The 25,973-nt window shown below is 69.0% G+C and carries 17 protein-coding genes; 4 read left to right on the forward strand and 13 right to left on the reverse strand.

Annotated elements, in window-relative coordinates; translation table 11 throughout:
• Positions 1-86: 86 nt before the first annotated feature.
• Positions 87-815, forward strand: coding sequence for a DUF1223 domain-containing protein (locus tag OG990_RS14140; protein ID WP_406080850.1), 729 nt, complete (start codon positions 87-89; stop codon positions 813-815).
• Positions 816-834: 19 nt separating this feature from the next.
• On the opposite strand, the gene OG990_RS14145 is transcribed toward OG990_RS14140, so the two are convergent.
• Together OG990_RS14145 and OG990_RS14150 are read right to left on the reverse strand one after the other, a co-directional pair.
• Complete coding sequence (locus tag OG990_RS14145) at positions 835-1,551, reverse strand: isocitrate lyase/phosphoenolpyruvate mutase family protein (RefSeq protein ID WP_406080851.1); 717 nt, start codon at positions 1,549-1,551, stop codon at positions 835-837.
• 148 nt (positions 1,552-1,699) lie between these two features.
• Positions 1,700-2,455: an SDR family NAD(P)-dependent oxidoreductase gene (locus OG990_RS14150; protein WP_406080852.1), complete on the reverse strand. Its 756-nt coding sequence runs from the start codon at positions 2,453-2,455 to the stop codon at positions 1,700-1,702.
• A gap of 90 nt (positions 2,456-2,545) precedes the next feature.
• Here OG990_RS14150 and OG990_RS14155 point away from each other — a divergent pair, with 90 nt between their 5' ends.
• Entirely contained in the window at positions 2,546-3,136 is a 591-nt protein-coding gene (locus tag OG990_RS14155) for a TetR/AcrR family transcriptional regulator (protein WP_386992272.1), read from the forward strand.
• 32 nt (positions 3,137-3,168) lie between these two features.
• On the opposite strand, the gene OG990_RS14160 is transcribed toward OG990_RS14155, so the two are convergent.
• Entirely contained in the window at positions 3,169-3,981 is an 813-nt protein-coding gene (locus OG990_RS14160; protein WP_355602863.1) for an SAM-dependent methyltransferase, read from the reverse strand.
• A gap of 216 nt (positions 3,982-4,197) precedes the next feature.
• Here OG990_RS14160 and OG990_RS14165 point away from each other — a divergent pair, with 216 nt between their 5' ends.
• On the forward strand, positions 4,198-5,382 hold the full coding sequence (locus tag OG990_RS14165; protein WP_406080853.1) for a low temperature requirement protein A: 1,185 nt from the start codon (positions 4,198-4,200) through the stop codon (positions 5,380-5,382).
• A gap of 35 nt (positions 5,383-5,417) precedes the next feature.
• Here the strand turns inward: OG990_RS14165 and OG990_RS14170 are convergent, their stop codons facing one another.
• Positions 5,418-6,554 carry a low temperature requirement protein A gene (locus tag OG990_RS14170; protein ID WP_406080854.1) on the reverse strand — a complete coding sequence of 379 codons (1,137 nt, stop codon included), beginning with the start codon at positions 6,552-6,554 and terminating at the stop codon, positions 5,418-5,420.
• A 358-nt stretch (positions 6,555-6,912) separates the two neighbouring features.
• Between OG990_RS14170 and OG990_RS14175 the strand changes: the two genes are divergently transcribed.
• Complete coding sequence (locus OG990_RS14175; protein WP_328417656.1) at positions 6,913-7,935, forward strand: LacI family DNA-binding transcriptional regulator; 1,023 nt, start codon at positions 6,913-6,915, stop codon at positions 7,933-7,935.
• Between the two features lie 52 nt (positions 7,936-7,987).
• On the opposite strand, the gene OG990_RS14180 is transcribed toward OG990_RS14175, so the two are convergent.
• The 9 genes from OG990_RS14180 to OG990_RS14220 all read right to left on the reverse strand — a co-directional run bounded on the left by OG990_RS14180 (position 7,988) and on the right by OG990_RS14220 (position 25,946).
• Positions 7,988-9,016 carry a LacI family DNA-binding transcriptional regulator gene (locus OG990_RS14180; RefSeq protein WP_406080855.1) on the reverse strand — a complete coding sequence of 343 codons (1,029 nt, stop codon included), beginning with the start codon at positions 9,014-9,016 and terminating at the stop codon, positions 7,988-7,990.
• Between the two features lie 311 nt (positions 9,017-9,327).
• Positions 9,328-12,351 (reverse strand): beta-L-arabinofuranosidase domain-containing protein, encoded by a 3,024-nt coding sequence (locus OG990_RS14185; RefSeq protein ID WP_406080856.1) that lies wholly within the window; start codon positions 12,349-12,351, stop codon positions 9,328-9,330.
• 87 nt (positions 12,352-12,438) lie between these two features.
• Positions 12,439-13,497, reverse strand: a complete 1,059-nt coding sequence (locus tag OG990_RS14190; protein ID WP_406080857.1) for a hypothetical protein — start codon at positions 13,495-13,497, stop codon at positions 12,439-12,441.
• Positions 13,498-13,562: 65 nt separating this feature from the next.
• The gene (locus OG990_RS14195) at positions 13,563-14,186 is read right to left on the reverse strand and encodes a hypothetical protein (RefSeq protein ID WP_328417664.1); all 624 of its coding nucleotides are present in this window, start codon (positions 14,184-14,186) and stop codon (positions 13,563-13,565) included.
• A gap of 24 nt (positions 14,187-14,210) precedes the next feature.
• Positions 14,211-17,396, reverse strand: coding sequence for an OmpL47-type beta-barrel domain-containing protein (locus OG990_RS14200; RefSeq protein ID WP_406080859.1), 3,186 nt, complete (start codon positions 17,394-17,396; stop codon positions 14,211-14,213).
• Positions 17,397-17,464: 68 nt separating this feature from the next.
• Positions 17,465-22,204, reverse strand: a complete 4,740-nt coding sequence (locus tag OG990_RS14205) for a discoidin domain-containing protein (RefSeq protein ID WP_406080861.1) — start codon at positions 22,202-22,204, stop codon at positions 17,465-17,467.
• 87 nt (positions 22,205-22,291) lie between these two features.
• Positions 22,292-24,214 (reverse strand): glycoside hydrolase family 127 protein, encoded by a 1,923-nt coding sequence (locus OG990_RS14210; RefSeq protein WP_406080862.1) that lies wholly within the window; start codon positions 24,212-24,214, stop codon positions 22,292-22,294.
• Positions 24,215-24,216: 2 nt separating this feature from the next.
• Entirely contained in the window at positions 24,217-25,131 is a 915-nt protein-coding gene (locus tag OG990_RS14215; RefSeq protein ID WP_406080863.1) for a carbohydrate ABC transporter permease, read from the reverse strand.
• Between the two features lie 5 nt (positions 25,132-25,136).
• Positions 25,137-25,946: a carbohydrate ABC transporter permease gene (locus OG990_RS14220; RefSeq protein WP_406080864.1), complete on the reverse strand. Its 810-nt coding sequence runs from the start codon at positions 25,944-25,946 to the stop codon at positions 25,137-25,139.
• Positions 25,947-25,973 lie beyond the last annotated feature (27 nt).

Consider the following 25,973-nt stretch of genomic DNA (forward strand, 5'->3'; position numbering starts at 1 on the left):
CGGCGCACAGCGACGGTGAGCAGGCATGGTCACGGCCGGAACGGGAATCGGAGAGCCGCCAGCAGGACTGACGGAGGAGATGCGCCATGACGGACCCACCGCGCACCGGGTCGACGGACGGCGGCTTCGCCCTCGTGGAGATGTTCACCTCCCAGGGCTGCTCGAGCTGTCCTCCCGCGGAGGAAGTGCTGACCGAGATCGAGCGCGATGCCCGGACCAGGGGACAGCCCGTCTTCGCCCTCGGATTCCACGTCGACTACTGGGACGATCTGGGCTGGCCGGACCCGTTCGCCGACGCGGCGTACACCGCGCGACAGCAGGCGTACGCGCGGGCCTTCGGCTCCGGGCGCTTGTACACCCCGCAGATGGTGGTCAACGGCACCGTCGAGTTCGTCGGTTCCGACCGTCGACGGGCGTCGGCCGCGATCGCGGCCGCGCTGACCTCGGCAACCCCCACACCGCTCGCCCTGTCGGTCCAGGACTCCGCCGGAGGCGCCGGCGGCGGACAGCGCGTGATGATCGACTATCAGACCGAGCGTCCGCCGCAGCGCGCGGTGGTGAACGTGGCGATCGTGGAACGCGGCCTGGAGAGCGACGTCGCCCGGGGTGAGAATGCCGGCCGGACGCTGCGGCAGGACAACGTGGTGCGCGCCTTCACGTCGTTGGGTCTGGACGCCGAGCGTGGGCGAGTGGAACTGGAGACGCCGCCAGATCTTGACCCTCGACGGGCCACGGTGGTCGGCTATGTGCAGAACGACGGCGACAAGGCCGTCGTCGGCGCCGTGGGCATCGACCTGTCCGCCGAGCCTCGGTAACAGCCCGGATCGCCGGGCGTCAGAGGCGCAGCCCTGCCGCGAGTTCGCCGATCGCCCTCGTCGCGTACCGCTGCATCCCCGGACCGAAGGTGATGCGCGTGGCGCCCAGCCGTCCCAACTCGGCCACCGACTCCTTGTCCGTGTCGGCCGCCATGTTGATAGGACCCTCGATGCCCTCCCGCAGCACCGGGAGCACCTCGAGCGGCGCCAGAAGCGGGTACACGCAGTCGGCGCCGGCGGCCACGTACAGACGGGCGCGCGCCACGGCGTCGGCCGGGTCACCCGTCCCGACGAGGAAGGTGTCGACGCGCGCGTTGATGAAGAGTGCGTTGCCCGCTTCCGCCCGTACCTCGGCCAGCCAGTCCGCGTGCCGCTGCGGATCCTTGAGCGTGGCGTGGTTCTCGGAGTCCTCCAGATTGCAGCCGACGGCGCCCGCCTCCAGCAGCCGCCCGACCAACTCCCGGGGAGCGAGGCCGTAACCGCCCTCGATGTCAGCGGACACGGGCACCGGGACGGCCCGGACGATCCTCGCCACCGCGGCGAACATCTCGTCCGGCGGGGTCGCGCCGTCCTCGTAACCGAGCGAAGCGGCGACCCCGGCGCTCGGGGTGGCGAGCGCCGGGAAGCCGGCGTCGGCGAAGACCCGGGCACTGGCCGCGTCCCACGGCCCGGGCAGGACCAACGGGTCACCGGCGGCACGGCCGTGATGCAGGGCGCGGAAGGTGGCGGCGGTCATCTTTTTCACGTCTCCCGAAGGGATGCGGACGGTGGTGGTACGGACCGAAGGTGCGCGGACCGCTCGGCCGATGTGCCCGCTCTGAGCGCAGCGGGACCCACAACGTACCTCCGGACAGCCGAGCACGAGACGCCTGGTTCCGATCCGGTCAGGCGGTGTACCCGCCGTTGGAGTCGAGCACGGCGCCGGTGATGTACGAGGCGGCCGGGCTGGCCAGGAAGGTGACGGCCGCCGCGGTCTCGGCCGGGTCGCTGAGCCGCTGGAGGGCGAGGCTCGACACCAGGGTCTTGAGGACCTCCGGGTTCGGCGGCTCCATGCCGGTCAGCATCAGGCCGGCCTGCACCATGTTGACGGTGATGCCGCGCGGTGCCAGGTCGCGGGCGGCGCCCCTGGTGTAGCCGATGAGCCCGGCTTTGGTCGCGGCGTAGTCAGCGAGGCCGGGGACCCCGACGCGGGAGCCGACGCCCGAGCCGATGTTGACGATCCGGCCGTTGTCGCGCAACACCTTCGCCGCAGAGCGGATGATTGCGATGACCCCGGTGTAGTTGGTGGCGTGCATCCGGTCCAGGGCGGCGATGTCCGCGTCGGGGTCGTCGACCGTTCTGCCCTGCTCCACGGAGATGGCGGCGTTGTTGACCAGGATGTCCAGGCCGCCGAACCGGGCCACAACATCGTTGATCAGCTGGGGTGCCCGCGAGGTGTCCGCTTGATCGTTCTGGAAGGCGGCGGCGCGTACGCCCCGGCCCATCAACTCCTCGACGACCTCGGCGGCCTTGTCGGCGGAGCCGACGTAGGTGATCGCGACGTCCGCGCCGGAGTCGGCCAACGAACGGGCCGTGGCCGCGCCGAGGCCCCGGGAACCGCCGGTGACGAGGGCGATCTTGCCTTGGAGAGGTTGTGACATGAGTGTTCCCTTCACGTGACCAGGTTTTTGACTGTCCGGTCCACCATACGGTTGGTGGACCGGTCGGTCAATAATTGCTACGCTGGTCACATGGCCAGACCGCGGCAGTTCGACGAGGAGCAGGTGCTACGCGCCGTCCGGGACCAGTTCTGGGACGCCGGCTACGCGGCGACCTCACTGGAGGACCTCATGCGCGTCAGCGGGCTGGGCAAGGGCAGCCTATACGGGGCCTTCGGCGACAAGCACCAGCTCTTCCTTCGGGCGCTGCGCAGCTACACCGACACCAGTGGGGGCTACCTGCGGGAGATGCTCACCTCCACTCCCCGTGCCCTGGACGCCCTGCGGGCGTTCGTGATGGCACCGGTGAGCGACCCGGGCGGAGCCGCCGCCCGCCGCGGCTGCCTCATGGCGAACAGCACCTGCGAGCTGGCCACCACCGACGCTGACGTCATGGCGGAGGCGCGGCGTACCTACGAAAGCACCACCGCCCTGGTCGCCGAGTGCGTCGTACGAGCCCAGGACGAGGGTGACATGCCGAGCGATGCCGACCCGGTCGAGACGGCGCGCGCACTGCTGGCCGCGCAGCAGGGGCTCGTGTTCATGGGCCGCACCGGCCTGGACATCGACAAACTGACGGCGACGGCGCGTACCCTCGCCGCCCAGTTCCTGCCGGAGGCCTGAGACCGGCGGTCACGCGCGGCCTCGCCGACCGCTCAGCCGCTCTTGCGGGCCACGGCGCAGTATTCGGAGACGGGTGTGGTGTCGTTGCCGTCCGGACGCCACTGGGAGCAGGTGAGCAGGCCGGGCTCGAGGATGTCGAGGCCGTCGAAGAACCTGGCGATCTCCTGCGGTGTCCGCACGCACATCGGCGCGGCGCCGCCGGCGTTCCACATCTCCACGGCCTGGTCGACCGCTTCCGGGTTGACCTCGCGGGTCGGGTGGGAGATGACCAGGTAGCTGCCGGTGGGTACGGCGTCCACGAGACGCCGGACGATCCGCGTCGCCTCGTCGTCGTCGACGACGAAGTTCAGGATCCCCAACAGCATGATCGCCACCGGCTGTCCGAAGTCCAGTGTCCGGCGGGCCTGCACGAGGATCGGGCCCGGGTCCCGCAGGTCGGCCTCGAGGTAGTCCGTGGCGCCCGCCGGGCTGCTGGTCAGCAGCGCCCGAGCGTGCACCAGCACCATCGGGTCGTTGTCGACGTAGACGATCCGCGATTCCGGGGCGGTCGCCTGGGCGACCTCGTGGGTGTTGTTCGCGGTGGGTAGGCCGGTGCCGATATCGAGGAACTGCCGGATGCCAGCGTCACCGGCGAGGTGCCGCACGGCACGGCCCAGAAACTCGCGGTTGAACCGGGCCGACTGGACCAACTCCGGCATGAAGGCGAGCACCTGCTCGGCCGCCTCCCGGTCAGCGGCGAAGTTGTCCTTGCCGCCGAGGAGGTAGTTCCACAACCGGGCCGAGTGCGGGACGCTGGTGTCCACTGTGCTCGCCCGGCCCCCGTCCGTGGAAGGCGCGTCCGTCACCGAGGCTCCTCTGGTTGTGACGTGGTTGGTCCCGGACACGATAGGCCCGCGCCCCGGTGACCTTCAATGCCTGAAGATCAAAGAAACAACTGAGACGGGCTGAGCCCTTTCGGGTGCCCGGGCATGTCCTGTTTTATAGGTTCAGAGGTGACAGGAACCTTGCCAGGTTGCCAGCGCCTCCGCTCCCGGTCCGGCGTCCCATAGGAGGCAGACGCCGTGACGTCGAGTCCGCTACCCCGGATTCTTCGCCGACCCGGCGCGCCCGAGTTTCCGACGTTCCTGGAGCTCTTCTTCGATCTGGTCTTCATCTTCATGTTCTCCCGGCTCTCCGCGGGACTGGTCCACGATCTCAGCGCTCGCAACGCGGCGCAGACCGCCGTCCTGCTGCTGGCCGCATGGTGGGTCTGGGTGTTGACCGCGTGGCTCACCGACCTGTTCAATCCGCGGCTGCCGCTGATCCAGGCCACCGTTCTCGTGGTCATGTTCGGCACCCTGTTGATGGCCGTCGCGGTGCCGCGTGCCTTCGGCACACACGCGTGGCTCTTCGTCGCGGCGTACTTCGCCATCCACCTCGCCCGGGATTCGGTTCTCATCCCCGGCACCCGGGTGAACCGGCCAATCCAGGCCAGGAGCATCCGGGTCTTCTTCTGGTTCGGTGTCACCGTCGGGCCCTGGGTGGCCGGCGTGTTCGTGGACGGCACGGCCAGGCTGGTGCTCTGGTCCATCGCGGTGGCGGTCGACCTCGGGTCGGCCCGGATTGGTTGGCCGACGCCGGGGCTCGGTCGCACCGAACTCGCCAGCCAGATCTTCACCGGCGCACACCTGTCCGAACGGCACCGGCAGATCTTCATCATCTCGCTCGGCGAGTTGATCCTGGCCATCGGGATGGGCCTGGCCGCCAGCGGCTTCGAGGCCGGCCGGGTGGTCGCGTGCACAATCGCGTTCGCCAACGCGCTCCTGCTGTTCCACATCTACTTCCACCGGATCCGGCAGCTACTGGCGCCGACCGCCGTCTCGACGGTGGAACGGTTCCGCTCCGGCACCGCCACCTCGTACACCCACCTGGTCATGGTGGCGGGGGTGGTGGTCATCTCGGCCAGTGACTCACTCGTCATCAACCGCCCGTTCGGCGAGGCACCGTCGGGCTGGATCGTCGCCATCCTGGGTGGGCCCGCGCTCTTCCTGCTCGGTGGATGCCTGTTCGACTTCGTGGTCACCGGTCGGATCCTCTGGTCACGGGTGGTGGGGATGGTCGTGCTGGTCGCCGTCGGGCCCGCGATGCCGCTGCTGCCACCGCTCGCCATCATGATCGTGGCGAACCTCGTCCTGCTGCTCACGCTGATCGTGGAGACGGCGGCCCCGCGCTCGCGGCTGACCAGTGCGCCGATGCCCGCCCGGTGAGCTGCGGGAGTGCCGGCGCTGCCGCCCGGTCGACGTCAGTTCAACGCCGGTGGCCTCGCCGTACGGGTGTGCACCCGGGTGCTCAGCAGGTTCGCCACGGCGACCAGGGCGAGAACGACCACGGCGAGGAGGACGACGATGAGCGGCGGCAGCAGGTGCGTCGCCGGTGCCACCCCGCCCAGCAGGACCAGACCAGCGAGCCGCGACCTGGACACCCGACCGAACACGGTGTAGTCGAGCAGCCCACGGCCGATCAGGAAGAGAGCCGGTCCACCGAGGATGACCGCGGCCCAGGACGGTGGGGTCTCGCCGAACGGGCGGTCGATGACGAGCTTGCTGGTGACTGCCGCGCCCCCGATACCGGCCACCATGATCAGGTGAGTGATCGCGGCGGACTGGCCCAGCAGGGCGGAGTTCGTCGACTTGGCGATCGCGTCGGTCAGGAGTTCTCCCGCACGGTAGATGTAGATCCGCCACATCAGCACCACGACCAGGAAGACGACCACAAGCGCCCAGACCCGCGGAACCGTGTAGTCGCTCTGACTGAAGGTCTCCGCTGTCGTGAATATCGAGACGCCGAGCGCGATGATGACGAACTGCCGGTACCGCTCGGAGAGTCTCTCGCTGGCCGGCCCCCACTCCTCGGAGCGCGGACGCCCCAGTCGCAGCACCGGCCAGCCGAGAGCGGCCGCGGTGTACTCCACCCCGACCGCCGCCGCCCAGAGCACCAGCCGAGCCGTGTCGCCGAGCAACCCTCCACTGATCCACCCGATTGCGGCGATGGCCTCCCAGAACAGGACCCGACCGTTCCTGCCACGCCGGGACGTCTCCCGCACGATCAGCAGGTGGTAGACGCCGGAGCCGACGTGGATCGCCACGTAGGTGATCGCGAACAGCAGGCCACGGCTGCCGTACGCGTCGGGGACCGTGGCCGCCAACAGCAGGCTCGCTGCCATCGCCCCGATGAACTGCAGCTGGACCGCTGGCCGGCCCCGGTCGAGCGACTCACCCGCCCACGCGGTCAGCGCCCAGATGAACGTGAACGCGAGCAGCAGCACCACGGTCTGTGCGGCACCCGTCCAGGTGAGCTCGGTGGCCAGCTTCTCCGCGAGGGAGATCAGCGCGAAGATGTAGACCAGGTCGAAGAAGAGTTCCAGGAGTGCCGGATGCACCGGATTCCTCCGGCCCGAAACCGCAACCCCGGCGTCGCCATCCGCTGTCATCGACCACCCTGCCGCGCCCGTCCACCGTCACCGCCACCGGATGACGACACTACGGGTAATGAGAGATTGACGTAGGGTGGTTGCCCGGGGCCGGGTGCCGCGTGAAGGACCTGACGCGGTCGGTGGTTAACTGTCGAGGCGCTGCGGTCCGAAAACGCTTTCGATTGGCTGTCGTCGGTATCGGCCGTCCACCTTGCCTCGGCGGCTTCGCGCCTTCCCCGGAGCCGGTCTGGGCACTACTCTTACGAGAACCAAGGGGCAGCAAGCAAGCCACCAACCACCCTGAAATGTTTGCGAAAGGCTTTCGGTGGGCCGACGACGATCCCAGTCAGTGACGTTGAGCGACGTGGCGAGCCGGGCTGGCACCTCCGTGGCCACCGCATCCAAGGCACTGAACAGCCGCGCCGAGGTCGCCCCGGAAACCCGGGAGCGGGTGCTGCGGGCCGCCGCCGAACTGTCCTTCCAGCCCAACGTGCTGGCCCGCGGTCTGATCTCCGGGCGCACCCGCACGGTCGGGCTGCTCACTGACGAACTCGGCGGCCGGTTCGCCATACCCATCCTGCTCGGCGCCGAGAACGCCCTCGGCAACGGGCAGATGTCCGTCCTGCTCTGCGACGCTCGCGGCGACGCGATCCGCCGCCAGCACTACATCCGCACCCTGCTCGCCCGCCAGGTCGACGGGTTCATCGTGGTCGGCGACAGCAACGACCTGCGCCCGTCATTGACACAGGACATCCCGGTCCCGGTGGTCTACGCCTACGCCGAGTCAACCGATCCGCGAGACCTGTCGATCGTCGCCGACGACGAGGGCGGCGCCCGGCTCGCCGCCGAACATCTGGTGTCACACGGCCGACGCAGGATCGGGCACATCACCGGGCCGGACACCTACCGCGCGGCACGCGATCGGGTCGCCGGACTACGAGCGGTGCTCGCCGAGGCGGGGCTCACCCCCGCCGGCGACCCGCTCTACGGCGAGTGGTCGCAACGGTGGGGCCGGCACGCCGCCCGGCTACTGCTCGCCGCCCGACCTGACGTGGACGCGATCTTCTGCGGCAACGACCAGGTCGCCGCTGGCGCCGCCGACACCCTGCGCGACCTCGGTCGGCGAATCCCGGACGACGTGGCGATCGTCGGATACGACAACTGGGAGTTCTTCGCCGCCGACTGTCGACCGCCCCTGACCACCGTGGACCTCAATCTCGAACAACTCGGCGCCGCCGCGGTCAATCACCTCTTCGCCGCCATGGACGGCAACGCCGGCGCCGGCGTCATCCGGCAACCCGGCCGCCTCGTGGTACGCGAGTCCACCGGCCCCGTGCTGCATCGCTGATACCCGCTCGCCGGGACCTCGACCACCCGCGCCGGCATCCACGCCCCGACACTCAGCCGACGGGCAGGGTCGACTCGCGCATCACGACGCGACCGGGGAACTCCTCCGAGCTGGCCGCGGCACCGTCGATAGCTGCGAAGAGCCGTTGGCCGGCCACCGCGCCGAGATGTTTGAGGTTCATGTCGATGCTGGTCAAACGCGGGCGTGAGTCGGCGGCGATGGCTTCCCAGTTGTCAAAGCCGATCACCGAGATCGTTCGCGGCACATCGCGTCCGAAGTCGCGCAGCGTCTCCAGGACACCCCGTGCGATCTGGTCGCTGCCGCAGAAGATCGCGTCGACCTCGGGATGTTGCTCGACGACCATGTGTGCCGCGGCTCTCCCCCAGGACTCGTCCCACGACCCGAAGTAGGGCCGGTCGCCGACCATTCTCAGGCCGGCGGCAGCGAGCATCGCCGTCGCGCCCTCGGCGCGGTCCCGGGCCGCCTGGAAACCGGCCTCCCCGGTGATGTGGGCGATGTTGCGCCGGCCGCACGCCAGCAGGTGCTCGATGGCGAGCCGTCCACCTCCCACGTTGTCGACGGTGATCGAGATGTCCGCCGGATCGGCGGAGGGGGCGTAGACGTACACGACCGGCACGGGGATGTTGCCGGCCAGCGGCGGGCGGGGGTCGGTGCGGGAGCCCACGACCATGAGGCCGTCCACGCGCCGGGACAGCAGCGCCTGTACGTGATGCTTCTCCCGGATCGCGTCGCCGCGCGCGTCGCACAGGAAGACCGAGACCTGACCGGCCCCGGATGCGTCCTCCGCGCCCATCAGGATGGGGATCGAGAAGCGCCCCTCCAGGTCGCTCGTCAGCAGGCCGACGGTCCCGGTCCGACCACTGAGAAGCCCGCGGGCCAGGGCGTTCGGCGCGAAGGACAGCAACTCCGCGGCCTCCAGCACTCGGACTCTCGTGGTCGTCCGCACCTCGCCGCGTCCGTTGATGGCCTTGGACGCGGTAGCCACCGACACCCCGGCGAGCTTGGCGACATCGGTGAGCGTGGGCGGGCGATAAGCGGGGACCTCAGGCTCGGTGGTCATGCTTGCTCCCTCCCAGCGACCCACACCGCAGCGGTGGGCGTCGGCGAGGCCGCCGCCGGAGTGTCGTGTCGGTCAGCCAGCGGAAGCACATCCTAAAACCTTTTCGGCGACGTTGCGGCGGGGTTGCAGCCCGAACACTACACGGGGATCCCGCCGCTCTTGTGGCAGGCGGGGTCGCGGCAACTCGCCTCCTCGAAACCTCTCTCGAAACCTTGAGCAGCCGGCCGTTGGGCCACCGGAACAGCCGAGGCCCGGTCGGGTCGACCGGGCCACGGCCATCCATGGAGTGGGCGGGCAACAGCCGGCACCGCCTACGGAGCGAGCTCCTTGTTCGATCGAGCGGCGCTCGTCACGACGATCGACCTCTCCCCCCGGCTGAAGATGCCGGCCTCGACGAACGCCTTCGCGATGTGGCTGACGGTCGACACGAACTGGCCGTGATTCTTGAAGGGCGCCTGATCCCAGACCAGGTCGAGGAAGGTGGGGCCGTCGCTGCCGGGCGACGGAATGCCCGCTACGGGTACGTCGTAGTTCGGCAGGCCGTCGTTCCGCTTGCGGTTCGGCACACCGGTGTCGACCGACCCGAACACGATCGTCGGCTCGACCCGCCGGAAGTACGTCGAGGCGGCCTGGGCGTCGCCGATGTGGTACGGCCGCAGGGTGAAGCCGTGCGTGGTGAACAGCGCGTCACCCGTCGCCGTGGTGCTGTCGTGAGTGATCGCCGAGCGGGCGTAGTCGCCGTCCCGCTTCAAGTGGCGGTACAGGGACAGTTCCCGGTAGTTGCCCACACCCGGGTTCCCCAGGATCTGCATGAGGAGGGGACCCCAGAAGACCGACTGCGTGTCGGGGCGGTCCAGGGCCCGCTCGATTCGGATGCTGAACGGCATCCGAATCTCGATCGTGTCGCCCGGCTTCCAGGTCCGGCTCAAGGTCAGGTAACTGCCGGGCTTGGCGGCGACCTTCTGAGCGACGCTGTTGATCGTGACGAAGAAGCCCTTCTGCACCCAGCCCGGCACCCGCAGCTTGATGTCGAGCCGGCCGCGGCCGTTGACGGTCAGCCTGGTGCGGTCGTCTCGCGGGTAGCTCGTCTCCTGAGTGACGACGAAGCCCTTCTCGGCCCAGGTCAGCGTCGACGGTGCGTACAGGTTGACCCAGAGCGTCCTGCCGTCGGCCGACTTGAAATAGATCGTCTCCTGGTACTTGGTGTGGTTCTCCATGCCGGTGCCGCCGCAGCAGGTGCCGGTGTTGCCGTAGCTGCGGGTGGCCCCCGGGGTCAGCGGCTGGAAGTAGGTGACCTGCGGGTTGTTGACGTTCGTGTTGTCGGCGCGCGAACCAAGGATCTGGTTGAGCAGGCCGCGCTCGTAGTAGTCCAGGTAGGCCGGGTTGTGCTCGTGGAGGAACAGGTTACGAGCCAGCTTGATCAGGTTGTAGGTGGTGCAGGTCTCCGCGCCGCCCTGGGCGATCGAGTTCGCGATGTTGCCCCGGTTCTGGAACAACTCGGTGTTGTTGTTGGAACCTGGGTAGTTGCCGCCCGTCCCGCCGTTGGCGTACATCCGGTGCGGGACGACCATTCCGAGGAAGTTCTTGGCGGCCTGGAGGTACTCGCGGTCGCCGCTGTGCTCGTAGACGCGCAGGTAGCCGACGAACTGCGGCACGTGCGAGTTGGCGTGCAGCCGGTCCGGCCGACGACGACCGGGACGGGTCTGTGGCGTCGTGACGAGGATGTCGCGGTTCTCGACGCAGGCGTCGAAGAGTGACTCCCGGTTGTCGAAGCGCTTGGCGGTGTCCAGGTGCCTCGCGTCGCCGGTGAGCGCGTAGATCTCGGGGAACACCTCGTTCGCGCCCCCGGTCTCGCCCGCGATGTAGAGGTCCCACATGTAGTTCAGGTTGTCCCGGGTGATCGGGCCCGAGTACGCGGGGTGGTTCTTGTCCCCGACGGTGAGCGCGAGGTGAGCCCAGTCGGCCATCCTGACGACCACGTCGAGGGCCTTCTGGTTGTCCGTGTGGTAGTACGCGTCGAGCAGACCACGCATGATCTTGTGCTGCGTGTACCACGGCGCCCAGGTGTTGGTGGTCAGGTCGCCGCCGTAGACGGCCCACCTCGGTGGACCGAGTCGGAGCACCGCGTCCTCCGGGATCGCGCCCAGATAACCCGGGTGGGTCGGGACCCAGACGGCGGCCCCGCCGCTCTGGCTCGCCACGATGCCGCCGTCCCGGCCGTTGGGCGAGGCGTCCCTGATCGTGGAGCCTTCCTCCTCCTCGAACCGGTACCAGGCGATCGACCCGCCGCCGGTGCTCCCGTCCGCCGAGTCCAGCAACGACTGGACCTCTGGCTGGCTCAGGGCACGGTCGAAGATGTGGAACTCGTCGACGGTCGCGTCCAGGAACGGATCGCCGTACTGCGACCGCCCGATCCACCGGTTTCCGGGGTTCCCGAGGTTGGCCGGACTGAGGGTCATGGTCGTGTTCTGGCCGGCCTGCTGGCCGTTCACGTACAGCGTGCCGGTGTTCTGGGTGAGGGTGACGGCCAGATGCACCCACTGGTTGGTCGGCAATGCCGCGGCGCCGTCGATCCGCTGCTCCCCGCCGCTTCCGCTGACCGTGATCGCGAACCTCGGCACGTTGCCGGTGACACCGGCACGCGGGGTCAGGAACATGTTGACCGTGGTGTTCTGGCCGAAGTCAAACAGCCGGCTCCAGCTCTGGGCGGATGCGAGATTCACCCAGGTGGCGATGGTGAAGTCGGCGAGCTGGCTGATCGCCTCCTGGGGAAGGGCCACGTGCTGTGCCCGGCTGGGGCCGTTCAGGCGGAGGCCACTTCCGAAGCGGCCCGGCACCCGGCCGATCTGCGGCTCCTCCGGTTCCTCACCGCCCGGGTCGCCGCCCATCCGCGCGGTGATAGCGGCCTGGCACGCCGCGAGCTCGTCGACCATCCAGTCGAGCTTGCTCTTGAAGATCGGCTCTCCATGGTCGGCGTAGCCCTGCGCCAGGGCTGTCATGAAGTGGCCGGCCCAGTGGCCGCTGAGCAGCCCGCCGTCCTCCCAGCCTCCGGGGACGGAGACGCCCGGCGGGTTCGGCCGGCCGGCCTGATTGTTGAACAGCACGAGGAAGCGCCGCTCGTCGAGCTGCCGAAGGTAGTTCTTCATCCGGTCGCGCTTCTCCTGGAGCAGGCCGTCGCCCAGCGTCACGTCACGCAGTTGGAACGGCCTGACCGGGGCGGTGCCGCCGGGGCCGGGATCGGCCGGGGTCGCGCCCCGTGCGGTCGGGCCGATTGTCGCCTCGGAGGTTGTTGCTGCCTGGGCAGCGGTCGTCGGGAGCGCGCCCGCGGTGGCCACCGCGGCGACACCGACGGCTGATGCCTGAAGTACCTGACGTCGACTGGCGGGCATTTTCTCGGATTGGACCACGTGAAAATCGTCCTTTCAGGCGGGGGTACATGCTGACGGTGCGGCCTGCCTCCGGGCTTCCGCCCGGCCCTCGTCCCGGGCGTCGGCGAGCAGCTGCGCGAGTCGCCGCCGGCGTCGCCGCGCGGCGCTCCGGATGGTGAGGGCGAGGGCTGCGAGGATGGCAGCGAGGGCCAGTTGCGGCCAGGGCAGAGCCCAGGTCGTGACGGTGGCGGTGGCGGACTGGATCTCGGCGCCGGTGGGGCCAGCGCCGGGGACGGCCGGGGTGACGTCGACGCTCGTCCGAAGTCGCCCCCATGCCCAGACTCCGTCGACGCGGGCGTCGACCTCCCGGCTGCCGCCGGGAAGCATCTCGTCGACCTTCGTTGAGGTCTGCCGCGTGCCCAGGCCGAGCGGCCCGGTGGCGGTCGTCCGGCCGGCACCGGTCACCGCCACGGTGCCGTTGTTCGTCGTGGTGTACCTGAGGTGGATGGCGCCGGCCGAGAAGGGGTTCCACGAGCGCTCGTACCTGGCGGTGAGACCGCTGATCGCCAGGGCGGCCGTGACCGTACCGCTGGCCCGCAGCATGACCCGGAACCCGACCCGGCTCTCGACGGCGACCGTGCCCCCCGCGCTCGTGACCGTCGCCGCGATGCCGGCCGGGTGGTCCCCCGGCGAGGCGTCGTGCGGCACGGTGATGGTGAACGGCACCACCTTCGTCTCCTTGGGCCCGACGGTGACCGTCCTCTGCACCGTGATCCAGGTGCCGCCGTCCTCCGACTCTCGGTCGGACGGGAGCATGTTGAAGCGCCCCTTGTCGGTGAGGTAGCCGTCGGCGGCCTTCAGGGCGAAGACCGCCCTGCCGTCGCTGAGGTTCCGCACGGCCAGGTGCTCGGTCACCACCTGACCCGGGTCGAGCGTGCGCTCGATCCACCGGCAGCCGTCGGGACCCTGCTGGTTGGCTGGCTGGACCGCCCAGGTCAGGGTCGGACTGGTCGGTTCCGCCACCGCGGTGGCGGGTGCGATCGGCACGGTGACGAGCACCGCGGCCAGCAGGGCGAGCAGCCGCATCAGCGTCCGCGGCAAGGTCCGGATCATCGCGGGGTCCTTCGACGAAGGGATGTGATGGTGGGGGCCGCGGCGAGACGGCCCCCACCCGTGCGTCATTCGAACAGGGACAGGGTCAACGTCGAGGTGTACGAGCCGGCGGCGACATCGGCCGGGGTCCGCAGGTACAGGTCGGCGTTGACGGAGTACGCGTCGCCGGTGACCGCCGCGGAGTCGAACGTCGACACCAACAGCTCCTGGTCGACCAGGCCCACGTTGTTGCCGGGCTGGGTCGGTTCGTCGAGGACGGTCACCACCTCCTCGCCTCCGGAGACCAGGCCGGTGTCGCCGCCGTCGAGCAGGCGCGGCTTCCAACCAAGGTGGCCGGCGCTGATCGGAGCCTGACCGGCGCCGCCGACGAAGTCGGTGGCGCTACCCAGCACGGCCCAGGCGGCGTTGTCGGGCACCTCCTCGGCCGTACGGGTGTCGGTGACCGTCACCGTCGGCAGGGTGCCGACAAACTGACGGACCAGCAGGGTCGAGCCGTCCTCGGACAGCGCGACCGAGTTGCCGGCGATCGACATGGCGAGCACACCAGGTTCGGTGATCTCCTCGATGTCGACCGTCACCTGCACGTCGGCGTTGTCACCGGGCTCCGCCCGGGCCGGCGACTGCAACGCCACCGTCCCGACCAGCACCGCGCCCGCCGCGATCAACCGCTTTCGATTCCACGTGTTCATCTGCTACTCCAATGTCACTAGTGGTTACGGGGCCTGACGGGGATCGCCGGCACAATCGACACCGGCGTGGTCGGCGGTGCGGACGGTCGTCACGTCCTCGCCGTTGATGGGCCCGGTGGCCCGGACGGTCGCCGAGCCGGCCGCCACCGAGACCGCCCGGGTCGCGAACGACTGGTAGGCGTTCGCACCCGGCGCCACGTTGGCGACCGAACGCTGGCCGTGCGCCGTCTCCAGGACGATGTCCACCGGCGCGTCGTGCTCGTTGCGCGCCTGCACGGCGACGTACGCCCTACCGCCGACGCACCGCGCCTGCGCGCTGACCGTGACGGGCACCTCCGGTGGTACGCCCGGGTCGTCGGCGAAGACCCGCCAGTCCGTGATCGCGACCGCCGAGTAGGTGGTGCCGTTCCCGTTGGCCCGGATCGTGGCCCGCACCCGGGGCGTGGTGACGGGGTCGAAGGTGACGGTGTTGAACGCGGTGGTGCTCGTGCCGTAGGCGGATGCGCCGGTCACGTCGCGCCAGGCCGAGCCGGGCTCGTCCCAGTACTGCAGCACCCACCCGTCGGGCTCGGCCACGCCGTCGCCGGTGCCGCGGTTGGCGTCCCGCCAGAACTTCAGTTCGGCGCCGGTGATTCGTACCGGGCGCGACCAGTCGTACTGGACCCACTGGGTCGCCGGACGGGTGCCGGACCAGGTGCCCCAGAGCTGGGCCTGGCTCGGGTTCGACGGGTCGGCGCCGTCGTTGAGGGCCGTGACGCTGTTCCAACCCGCCGTGTAGGAGGCGGTCGGGGTCGCGATGGGTCCGATGTTGCCCGTGAGTGGCCCGGACAGGTCCGCCGGGATGGTGACCGTCTTGGCGGTCTCCAGGTTTCCCGCCACGTCGAGGGCACGGAACAACACGGTGTGCCGGTTGGAGTCGGGTGCCGCGATGGCGCCGCTGTAGGCGGTCCACGCGCCGGTGCCGATGGAGTACTCGATGCGGGCGACCCCGGAGGTCGCGTCGCTGGCGGTCACCGTGACCGTCCGGGTGGCGCTGTTCGCGGTGGCGGTGCTGACCGGTGCCGTGGCGTCGATGCGTACGGGGACGTTCGCGGGCGCGGAGACGTTGCCGGCGCGGTCGGTCGCGGTAGCCCGCACGGTGTGCTGACCGTCTCCGGAGACGGTGACGTCAACCGACCGCACGTCACTCGCGGTGACCGGCTCGCCGTCGTCCACCCGCGACTCGATGGTCAGCCGACCGCCACGGTCGTCGGTACCGGCGACGCGCACCCGCACCGCGGACCGGAACCAGCCGGCACCGCCCGCGCTGCCGCTGGGCGTGAGCGTCAGTGTCGGCGGGGTCTCGTCGCCCTCGGTGTCGCCGGCCGAGATGACTCGGACCTGCGCGGATACGCGACTGGCGGCGTAGCCGAGCACACTGCCCTGGATGGTGAACGTTCCGGGCGTCGCGACGTCGTCGGGTTGCACCGGGTCCCAGAAGACCGGCACCCCCAGCGTTTCGGCGCCGAACGACACGGGAACGCTGCCGGGCAGTTCGGTCTCCCCCACCTCCACCGTCATTGTCGGTGCGCTGACGGTCTCCGGCTGCGCTGCGAGGATCTTCCACTCTTCGACCGCCACCGCCGAGTAGGTGCTGCCGTTGGTCGACGCGTCGAGCACGGCGCGTACCTGCGTGGTGGTCACCGGGTCGAACGTGGTGTCCTGGAAGCCCTGCGTGCCGGTCGGGAAGCCGCTCGGATTGGGCACCTCGGCCCACTGCCCGGTGTCGAGGTTCCAGTACTGGACGCGCCAGCGGGCGGGTGCGGCGACGCCGACGCCGCTGCCCTGCGGCTGGTCGTTCCAGAAGTCGATCTGCGAACCGGAGATCCGCATCGGCTGGGCCCACGTGTACTGCACCCACTGCTGTGGCGGGTTGTTGCCCGTCCAGGTCCCCCACATGTCCGGTGGCAGCGGGTTCGATCGGACGATCTCGTCGTTGAGCGCCTTGACCCAGTACTGGGTGGGCACCGGCTGGTTGGAGACGGTTACCGTCGCCTCCTGGGCGATGTTCGGCCGGGGAGTGCGGTCCGGTCCCCTGATCGGTGTCGGCGTGACGAGCTTCATCCGCGGCGGGGTCAGCGTGTCGTCCCACTCCAGCGGGTCGATCGCCACCGAGCGGCGGAAGTGGCCGCCGCCAACGGCGTCAGCGGTGTGGTAGACGAGGTACCACGTGCCGTTGAACTCCAGGATGCCCGGGTGACTCGTCGTCGAGGAGACCGGCCGGAGCACGGTCCCCCGGTAGGTCCACGGCCCCTGTGGCGACGAAGCCGTCCCGTACGCGATGCAGGCGTGGTAGTTCGCCGGCGTGCACTGCGAGGTCGGGCCGGCGTTGTTGCCGGCGTACGCCATGTAGTAGGTGTCGTTGCGCTTGAAGACCCAGGCGCCTTCGAAGAAGCCGGTCAGGCCGGTGACGGTGCGCTGGGTGCCGACCGGGGTCTTCATGTCCTGCTGGAATTCCTGCATGCGCAGCTGGCTGAACGAGCCCCACCAGACGTACACCCGCTGGTTCGGGGCGGTGCCGTCGATGAGGATCGTCGGGTCGATGTTGTGGATGTTGTTGGCCGCGGGCACCCGCTGGGAGATGATCGGCCCGCCCGCGTGGTCGGTCCACGGGCCGGTCGGGCTGTCCGAGACGGCCACGCCGATGGCGAACTTGTCGGCCGCCGGGCTGTCCCGCTCGTTGATCGGGACGTACCAGTAGTAGCGCTTGTCGACGCCCTGGATGACCTGGCCCGCGTACGCGCGTCCCGGCGTCGCCCACGCGAAGACCTGTTCCGGGCGCATCAGCGACGGATGGTGGGTCCACTCGCCGGCTTCGACGTCCGTGGTACGAAACGCGCCCCACTCGTTCATGATGAAGTCGTTGGTGGACGGTCCGGCCTGGTCATGGCCGGTGTAGATGTAGAGCTCGTCCCGGTCGGTGTCGTTACCGGGAGCGCCGGCCGGCACGACGACCGGCGCCGGATCGGCCGAGTAGTAACTGCCGTCGCCGAGGATCGGGTTGACGGTGTTGGTGAAGGTGTACGGATCGGCGGCGTAGGCCGGCGCGGCGACCCCGACCAGGCCAGCGGCGACGAGCCCGGCGACCGCCGTCGCGGCGGCCATCCTGCGGAGCCGACGCGACGGCCGGGCGGTTGGTGGGGCGGCGCCGCGCACCACGGTGGTGTTCACGGTGTCGATCTCCTCACTGTTGGGCGGGGGTGGTGGCGGCACCGGTGCGGCGCCGCCACCACGGATGCCTAGCCGCAGCTGAGTGCGCCGAACGGCGCCTCAAACTCCTCGGTTACCGGCTGGCCGTTGACGGTTCCGGTGGCCTTCACCGTCGCGATCCCGGCCTGCACCGTCCTGGCGCGGGTGTTGAACGCCTGGTAGGCGGCCTTCCCGGGCGCGACGTTGGCCACCGTGCGCGACCCGTACGGCGTGACCAGCTCGATGGTGAGCGGCACGTCCTCGGCGTTGCGAGCGTTGACCGAGACATAGACGTTGGTGCCGGTGCACTGTGTGCGTGCCTGCACCTCGACGTCCCACGCCGGGGTCTCCGGCGGGTCGCCCACGGTGAGCGTCAGCGTGGTCCGCGTGGCACCGGCCTCGCTGACGTAGTAGGGCAGGATCAGGTCACCGATGATGGTGTAGCGACCGGGGGTGTTGACGATGTTCTCGTCGAAGTCCCAGTCGACACCGATGGCCTGGTTGTCGCGGGAGCCGTCGTTGTAGGAGACCTCCACCTTGTTCGGCAGGTAGGGCAGCTCGCCCACCTCGACGGCCTGCTCGAACGCCTCGGCGCCCTGGATCGAGATGCCGCCTGGGGACATCTCGGGCCGCACGTAGATGCGGGCCTCGGCGATCTGGCCGTACGCGTCGTTCGTGCCGTAGACCACGAACGGGTCCACGTTGGGCTCCGCGACCATCGCTGGCGTGATCTCCTGCCAGTTGAACGCGACGGTGCCGCGAGCGCCGCTGGCGTAGATCGCGTCGAGCGTGCTCGGCAGGGCGGGCACCTGGCCCACGCCGGTCCGGATGAGCACCGGCGAGCGCACCGAGTTGACGGTCTCGCCGTTGGCGCGCCAGCGCAGCACGCCCGTGCCGGCACCGCCATCCATCAGGCCCCAGATGCGGATGCGCAGGTAACTGGTTGTGACGGGTTCGAAGTCGAAATGGTTGTAGGTGTTGGTGGTGAGCCCAGCGGCGTACGTCGAGCCCTTGGTGAGGGTGACCGGCGTCCAGGTGGTGCCGTTCTCGGAACTCTCGATCGCGTACGTCGTGGCCGTGGGCCGACGGGTGCCGCCGTTGTCGTCGTACCAGTAGATGTCGGTCGACGACAGCCGCACCGGTGCGGTCCACCGGTACTGGAGCCACGCGGCACGCTCGATGCTGGTGCCGTTCTGCGTCTGGCCCCAGTTGCCCCAGCCGTTTCCGGCACCCGGGTTGGAGCTGTTCGGGGTGCTGCTCTCGTTGACCCGCTGGTGGTTCTCCCACGACGAGGTCCCACTGGTGCTGATCGTCGCCGAGGAGCCGAACTCCGCGACGACCTCCCGCTTGGCGAGGGTCGCCGCCACGGTCGCCTCCGACCGCTTCTCGCCATCAGTGGCGAAGAGCCGGAACACGTAGTCACCCTCGACCGTGCCGGTCACCCGGGTCGCCAGCGCCTTCGCGTCGGAGAAGATGACGCCCGCGCCCTGCGGCGCCGAGACGGTCTCCCAGCCGAAGGTGAGCTCGCTGTCGTAGGGGACGCCGTCGTCGGACGCCGTGCCGACCAGCCTGGTGGACAGGTTGCCGTCCGCCGAGCCGTCGCGGGTGGCGGTGACCGCAGGTGCCTGGTTCGAGACCTCCGGTACGTCACGCCCCGAGTCGAACGCCTGGATCTCGGAGATCGCCGTGAAGAAGGTCGGGTTGTTCGTGAAGGCGATGCGCAGCTTGTTCGACGTCACGGTGTCGAACAACGCCTCGTTGAACTTCGCCGACGGGACGGTCGGGCTCTTGAACTGGCCGGGTACCTCCTTCCACCCTCCGTTGCCGTCGGGCACCTGGACCCACCAGCGCGCGGGCTCGCGGTAGCCACCGGCTTGACGGTCGCTGACGAAGAACACCCTCACGTTGTCGAAGGACTTGGCCGAACCCAGGTCGAGCTCGACGTAGCCGTTCTTGTCAGCCGTGCCGTAGTTGCCCCAGTACGGCTCGTTGGCGGTGACGCCGTCGGTCACGGCCGCCAGCGACACCGGCCGCTCGGTCTCCTTGATGGCGCCGGGCGTGTAGTTCATCGAGGTGGTGCTCCAGCCCGGCGTATGGAACTGCCGCCACGGCGTCGGCCGCACACCCTGCTGGGTGTACGACGAGCTGAGGTTGGCGCCCGCCGTCAGGTTCGGCGCGTCCTCGGTGAGGTCGATGCCGGCCGTCTTGAGGTACGAGACGACGCGGTCGTCCTGGATCGGGGCGTCGACCGCGCTCGGGAAGTTGGCCCCGGTCGTCGCGGTGAAGGTGACGGTGAGGCCGTCCTCGGCCTGGACCTGGTTGGTGCCCGGGTCGTAGGTGAACTTGCCGACCTTGTCGGTGCTGACCTTCTTCTCGCCGTTCAGGAACAGGCTGTAGCCGGCGCCCAGGCCGTACTTGCTGCCGTCGGGGTCCCAGACGATGGTGACGTCCTGCCCGTGGTAGCGAAGGTTGTTGGCCATGAAGTGTTCGTAGCCGAACGTGATCGGCGACAGCTCGATCTTGTCGTCGGAGCGCGGCTGCAGGCCCGCCATGTCCTCGACGAAGATGTAGTTCATGTTGCCGAGCATGATGTGGTTCGGGTTGTTGCGGTTGTAGGTCTTCGCGGTCGCGTTCCAGTTGGAGTAGTACTCCGCCTGGTTCGCGACCCGCATGTCCGCACCCGGGTAGATGCTCCAGGCCATCCAGTCCAGCAGCCGCTTGGCGTACGCCGGGGTGATGTACTTCTGCTCCGGGTCGTAGTGGCGCAGCGCGGAGCGGACGCTGCGGTACTGCACGGTGAAGTTGATGTTGGAGAAGTTGTTGGAGCCGCCCACCCCGTAGGCCGACCGGTCGTACTGGTTGGCGGTGTAGAACGGGAAGATCGGGAAGTTGTCGCCGTAGGTCAGGAAGCGGAACCCGTCGACGTAGGTCTGCCACTGGTCGAACGGGATGAGGTTCTCGGCGTAGATGTCGTAGAGGTTCGACTCCTTGGCCGGGATCAGGTCACGGGCCGACTGGGGCAGCGGGTTGGGCCGGCCGTTGGAGCTGGCCGCGCTGGTGGCTCCGTGCGACGTGCCGGCCAGGAACATCCGCGTGTCGGGGCTCCACAGCCGGTCGAGGATCGCTGCGCGGATCTCGTTGGCACCGGTCGCCATCTCGTCGACCTTGGCCTGGTCGGCGCCGGCGATCTGGTAGAGCTGGCGGGCGGCGTCGAACGCGCCCCACACGTACGCCGACTCGGGTCGCTCGATCGTGCGCGCCCCGGGTGCGCCGGCGTTGGTCTTCGGGTAGCCGAAGGTGATGGCGTCGGCGTCGTTGCCCGGCATGTAGTTGGTGTCGTACGCGATGAGCTTGTCGTCGTTGCCGTCGTAGTGCTCAAGCTGGCCGACGCCGTCGCCCTCGAAGTAGTGCGCGAACTTCCCGGCGATCTCCTTGCCACCGCCGTGCACGTTGTAGGCCTCGAGCCCCGCCGTGCCGAGGTACTGCGAGTAGTGGTTGTTCCAGCTCGTGTGCCCCGGGCTGTCCAGGAAGGCCGAGGAGCCGGACAGCTCGCCGATGTTGAGGATCTGGCCGTACGGCAGGTAGGGCGTGCGCAGCCACTTGGTGTCCTGCAGGTGCATCGGCTGGGTCAGCGCCACGGCGTTCTGGTAGAGGTTCACCCCCTCGATCGTCGTCGGGTACTGGTAGACGTGACCGGATGCGTTCGCGTCGAGGGTGTTGTACCGCTCGCCCCACCAGCGGTAGACGATGGCCTTTTCCAGGGCGGGGTCGGGCAGGTCGATGTAGGGGACGTCCTGTGCCCAGCGGCGGTTGAACGCGGTGATGCCGGTACGTACGGCCGTGGCCGCCGACATGCCGGCGTACTCCTGGTAGCTCTCGACCGTCTTGGTCAGCGTGGCCGAGGAGACGGCGCCGACGACCGACAGCGACAGCGAGCCGTCCGCGGGCACGGTGATCTCGCGGTCCAGGTTTGTGCCGGTACGGCTGAAACCGGCACCGGTGAGGTCGATCTTGATCGAGTTCCACGCGGTGTCGACGAGTCCGTTGTTGGCGCCGCTGGTGATGGTGCGCGTGCCGGTGAGCGTCGCCGTGCCCGTTCCGGGCTGGGTGGCCAGCGGGGAAGCGGCGCGGACGGTGAAGGTCGCCGGCGAGCCGCCGGGGTTCTTGAAGTCGATGGCGGTGACCGCGACGTTGTCGTCGGTGATGAACTTGGTCAGGTCGGCGGTGACGCCGGTGGTCCCGATCGTGTACCGGCTCCTGGCGTGGCTCGGCGCGTTGAACCGGTTCGCGTTGACCTCGGTGACGGTCTGCCCCGGCACCGTGACGGTGTACAGGTTGCCGAGGTTGTTGGGGCCACCGACGTAGGCGCTGCCGGCGAATCCCATGGTGGTGAAGTTGTTGTTGCTCGCGCCGCGCATGTACAGGGATCGGCCTCGGGTCATCAGCACCGCTGACCCGAGTGTCCCGTGGACACCCAGAATGCGGTCGAGGTAGTAGTCCGTGCCGCCAGCGGCGAGATCCTTCTCGAAGATCGACTGGTGCATGTTCCCCGCGGTGAACGGCACACCGGGCATGAGCTGGTTGGCGACGTCGCCGACGTTGCTGTAGGCCGGGTCGCCGATGTCCATGGCATGGCTCTGCCCGTCGGTGTAAACCCCGACGTCGCCCTCGTTGCCGGGCAAAATCGGGCTGGCGGCGTTGGCTGGGGATGGCACACCCACAGCCCCTCCGACCACCAGCGCGGCCAGGGCGGCCCAGAGGGGCACCCTCCGCACGCGTCCATGGATCATGTTCTTTCCTCCTTGTTGTCGGTGCGGCCGAACGGGTGGAGCGTTAGCGCTAACATCGGGCCTGCCCTTCAGCCCATGACGTCCGGGTCAGCGGTCCATGGGCAGCCAGACGCGCATCGTCGAGGGCCCGCGATTGGCCCAGGCGTGGTACTCCACCAGCGCCACCTCGTCGAGTACCTCGCCGACGATCGGCGCCGCCGAGGCCGCGTCGGGTCGGTAGGGCCAGCCGTGGTCCTGCGGGTGCACGCGCCGGCAGCGCACCGTGACCCGGCCATCGACCAGGCGGGGCGGCTGGCTGTCGTCGACGCGAAGCTCATCGACGGAATCGACGCCGGGTACGTCCACCGACTCCAGGGCGAACACCAGAGGGCCGCGCTCCACCGCGACGCAGCCACGGACCGAGTCGATCCGCGCGTCCGGGTAGGTGAACCGGGGCGCCATCGGCAGCGACAGGACAACCTCGTCGCCTCGTCGCCACGTCCGATTCTCGGTGACGAAGCCGGGACCGACCGGGCGGCTGTCTCCGTCGATGGTCACCGTCGCACCCTGGGCCGCCCAACCGGGCACGCGCAACGACAGCGACCAGGGACGGTCATCGTCGCTGTCGATCCGTACCCGGATCTGCCCATCGTGGGGGTAGTCGGTCGCAATGCTCACGCACACGTCACGCCCGTCAGCGAGGCGATGCTCAACGGTGCCGGGCATGTACTGGTGGAGTTGGAGGCCCTCGTCGTCGAACGTGGCGATGTACGCCGTCAGGCTCGCCAGGGTACGGGCGACGTTGGTCGGGCAGCAGGAAACCTCGAACCAGGGTGCCCGCAGCGAGGCCGCCGCACGAAGGCTGGGCCGGTCGGCGTCGGGAAGGGTGCCGAGCTCACGCCGGTGCAGCGTGTTGGTGTAGAAGAAGCTCCGCCCGTCGGCCGACGGTGAGGTCGACACCACATTGAACAGCGTCCGCTCGATGAGGTCGGCGTACGGGGGGTCGCCGTCGGCCAGCAGCAACCGCCACGCGAGCATCACCGAGCCGACCCCGGCGCAGGTCTCGGAGTACGCGCGGTCGGGGGCCAGCAACCAGTCCTCGCCGAAGGCTTCATCCTGGTGGCGGGAGCCCTGACCGCCGGTGACGTACGTGCGCCGGGCCACCGCGTTCTTCCACTGGTTGCGTACCGCCTCCAGCAGGCTGGCGTCTTTCAGCTCGACCGCGACGTCGGTGGCGCCGGCGGCAAGGTAGTTCGCCCGCACCGCGTGCCCGCGCAGGACTGTCGCCTGCCGCACGGGAAGCTCATCCTGGAAGTACTCGCGACCGTACTCCACATCGCTGAGCCGGCCATGGCCCCGCCGGTCGACGAAGAGAGCGGCCTGGGTCAGGTAGCGGTCGTCACCGGTGACCCGGGCGAACTCCACCAGCGCGGGCTCGATCTCCGGATGTCCGCAGAGGCCGTCGATGCCGTCCGGCCCGAACGTTTCGCACACGTTGTCGGCGGCACGGCGGGCGATGTCGAGCAGCCCGTCGTCCGCGCCTGGACGCGTTCGCGCGCGGGCGACCGCGGCTTGCAGAAGGTGACCGATGCAGTAGAGCTCGTGACCCCATTCGAGGTCGGACCACCGCGGTGCCTGGCCTGGGCGACCGAACCTGGTGTTGAGGTAGCCGTCGGACTCCTGTGCCGCGGCCACCCGGCGCACGATGGCGCGAAATCTCGTCTCGAGCTCCGCATCGCCGGTCCGGCCGATCTCCCACGCCATTGCTTCGAGGAACTTGTAGATCTCCGAGTCGGAGAACTCGCGTCCACGGCGTTCGCGCGAAAGGTCGCCCTGCACGGCGAGGTCGAAGTTTCGAATCCAGCCTTCCCGCTCAAGCCAGTGCTCGATGTGCTCGAGGGTCGCGACGCCGTTGATTGATTGACGCTCAGCCCAGAATCCGCCCGTGATCCGGACTTTGTCCAGCCCGACGGGCCGCAGCCGGCCACGAATCGGCAGGACAGGGGCGGCCGCAGGTACGGTGCCGCTCATGGTCATCCCTTCATCGCGCCGGACATGAAGCCGCGCACGTAGTGTCGTTGAAGCAGCAGGAACAGCACGATGCACGGAAGGGCGAGAACGACGACGCCCGCTTCAGTAGCCCCGTAGTCGACGACACCTTGAACCTGGCCCCGCAGATTGGAAACAGCGAGCGGAAGTGTCATGCGCTCGGTGTCGTTGATGAGGATCAGCGGTGCCATGAAGTCGTTCCACGCGGCGAGGAATGCGAACAGCCCCACGGTGATCAGACCCGGCTTCACGGCGGGTAACAGCACTCGCCACAGGGCGCTGAACGACGAGCACCCGTCGACCATCGCGGCCTCGTCCAGCTCACGCGGCACCGCTTCGAAGGAGATGCGCATCAGAAAGGTGGAGAACGGCAGTTGGAACATCGTGAGGACCAGGGCCACGCCGACGAGGGAATTCTCCAGCCCCACCTGGTTCAGCAGCACATAGAGCGGGATGAGCAACGTCGCGTACGGGACCATGAGGATGGCGAGCGTCACCAGGAACAGGATGTTCTTGCCCGGGAAGCGGAACCGCGCGAACGCGTAACCGCCGAACAGGGAGATCAGCAGCGTCAGGGTGACGGTGAGCAGGGAGACGAAGGTCGAGTTCGCGAGGTAGCGCCAGATGCCGGCCTGGTAGTTGGCCAACGTCTCGTAGTTGCCGAATCCCCAACCATCGACCTGGTTCGTGCCGGCCTGCGGGCCGACCGAGGCGACCGCCGTCCAGAGCAGCGGAGCCAGGAAGATCAATCCCACCGATCCGGTGAACACCCAGTACGGTGTGCGCAGCACTATGCCGAAGATGGTGACGCCCTTGGTGCTGCGCCGGCCGACTGGCGCCACGGGTGACAGAGGTGGCCCTCCGGCAGTGGTTGAAGTGGAACTGGGCAGGGCGACCATCGTCGTCAATTCTCCTCGGACCGGAAGGCGCGCAACTGCAGCGCATTGATGAGGACCAGGGCCACCAGCACGATGACAGAGAGGGCCGCCGCCACACCGAGGTCGTTCTGACCTTGGAACGCCACCATGTAGATGAGCTGAACGACCGTGATCGTGCTGTTGTCCGGCCCGCCCTTCGTCAGGATGTAGAACTGCTCGAAGGCGAGCAGGGAGCCGGTCACGCAGAGCACGGTCGTCAGTGCCAGGGTCGGACGCAGCAGCGGCAGGGTGATCTTCCGAAAGGTCTGCCAGCGGCTGGCTCCGTCCGCGCGTGCGGCCTCGTACACGTCCGCCGGTATGCCCTGCAAGCCGACCAGCATGAGCACCATGTAGAAGCCGGCGTAGCGCCACACGATGAGGAAGGTCGTCGAGAAGAGCGCCGCGTTCGGTGAACCGAGGAAGGTGACGCCCAGACGATCCATCACGGGCGCCAGTGGGCTCGCGTACGGCGAATAGAGCACGTAGAACAACAGGGACGCCGACGCCAGCCCGAGGGCACTGGGAATCAGAAACGAGGCACGGAGCAGGTTGTTCCACCGGCTCGACTCCTGCACGAGCAGGGCCAGCCCCAACCCGAGGGCCAGCAGCAGCACGGTCGCGAGCGCTGTGTACTTGATGGTGAACACCACCGAGTCGGTGAAGAACCGGTGGTTGATCGCCTTCACAAAGTTGTCGGGAGCGTTGATCCCCTGATCGCCGGCCAACAGCGGCCATCTCGACACCGACATCTTGATGACGAGCAGCAGCGGCACAGCGAACAACGCCACCACGAACACCGCGGTCGGTGTCGCGTAGAGCCAGCC

The sequence above is a fragment of the Micromonospora sp. NBC_00858 genome (assembly GCF_045207365.1).
Classification (GTDB): Bacteria; Actinomycetota; Actinomycetes; order Mycobacteriales; family Micromonosporaceae; genus Micromonospora.

Coding starts and splice junctions, on each gene's coding strand:
- OG990_RS14180 (WP_406080855.1), bottom strand. CDS start 9,016: ATGACCACCGAGCCTGAGGTCCCCGCTTATCGCCCGCCCACGCTCACC.
- OG990_RS14205 (WP_406080861.1), bottom strand. CDS start 22,204: ATGATCCATGGACGCGTGCGGAGGGTGCCCCTCTGGGCCGCCCTGGCC.
- OG990_RS14140 (WP_406080850.1), top strand. CDS start 87: ATGACGGACCCACCGCGCACCGGGTCGACGGACGGCGGCTTCGCCCTC.
- OG990_RS14195 (WP_328417664.1), bottom strand. CDS start 14,186: ATGAACACGTGGAATCGAAAGCGGTTGATCGCGGCGGGCGCGGTGCTG.
- OG990_RS14155 (WP_386992272.1), top strand. CDS start 2,546: ATGGCCAGACCGCGGCAGTTCGACGAGGAGCAGGTGCTACGCGCCGTC.
- OG990_RS14210 (WP_406080862.1), bottom strand. CDS start 24,214: ATGAGCGGCACCGTACCTGCGGCCGCCCCTGTCCTGCCGATTCGTGGC.
- OG990_RS14145 (WP_406080851.1), bottom strand. CDS start 1,551: ATGACCGCCGCCACCTTCCGCGCCCTGCATCACGGCCGTGCCGCCGGT.
- OG990_RS14215 (WP_406080863.1), bottom strand. CDS start 25,131: ATGGTCGCCCTGCCCAGTTCCACTTCAACCACTGCCGGAGGGCCACCT.
- OG990_RS14150 (WP_406080852.1), bottom strand. CDS start 2,455: ATGTCACAACCTCTCCAAGGCAAGATCGCCCTCGTCACCGGCGGTTCC.
- OG990_RS14190 (WP_406080857.1), bottom strand. CDS start 13,497: ATGATCCGGACCTTGCCGCGGACGCTGATGCGGCTGCTCGCCCTGCTG.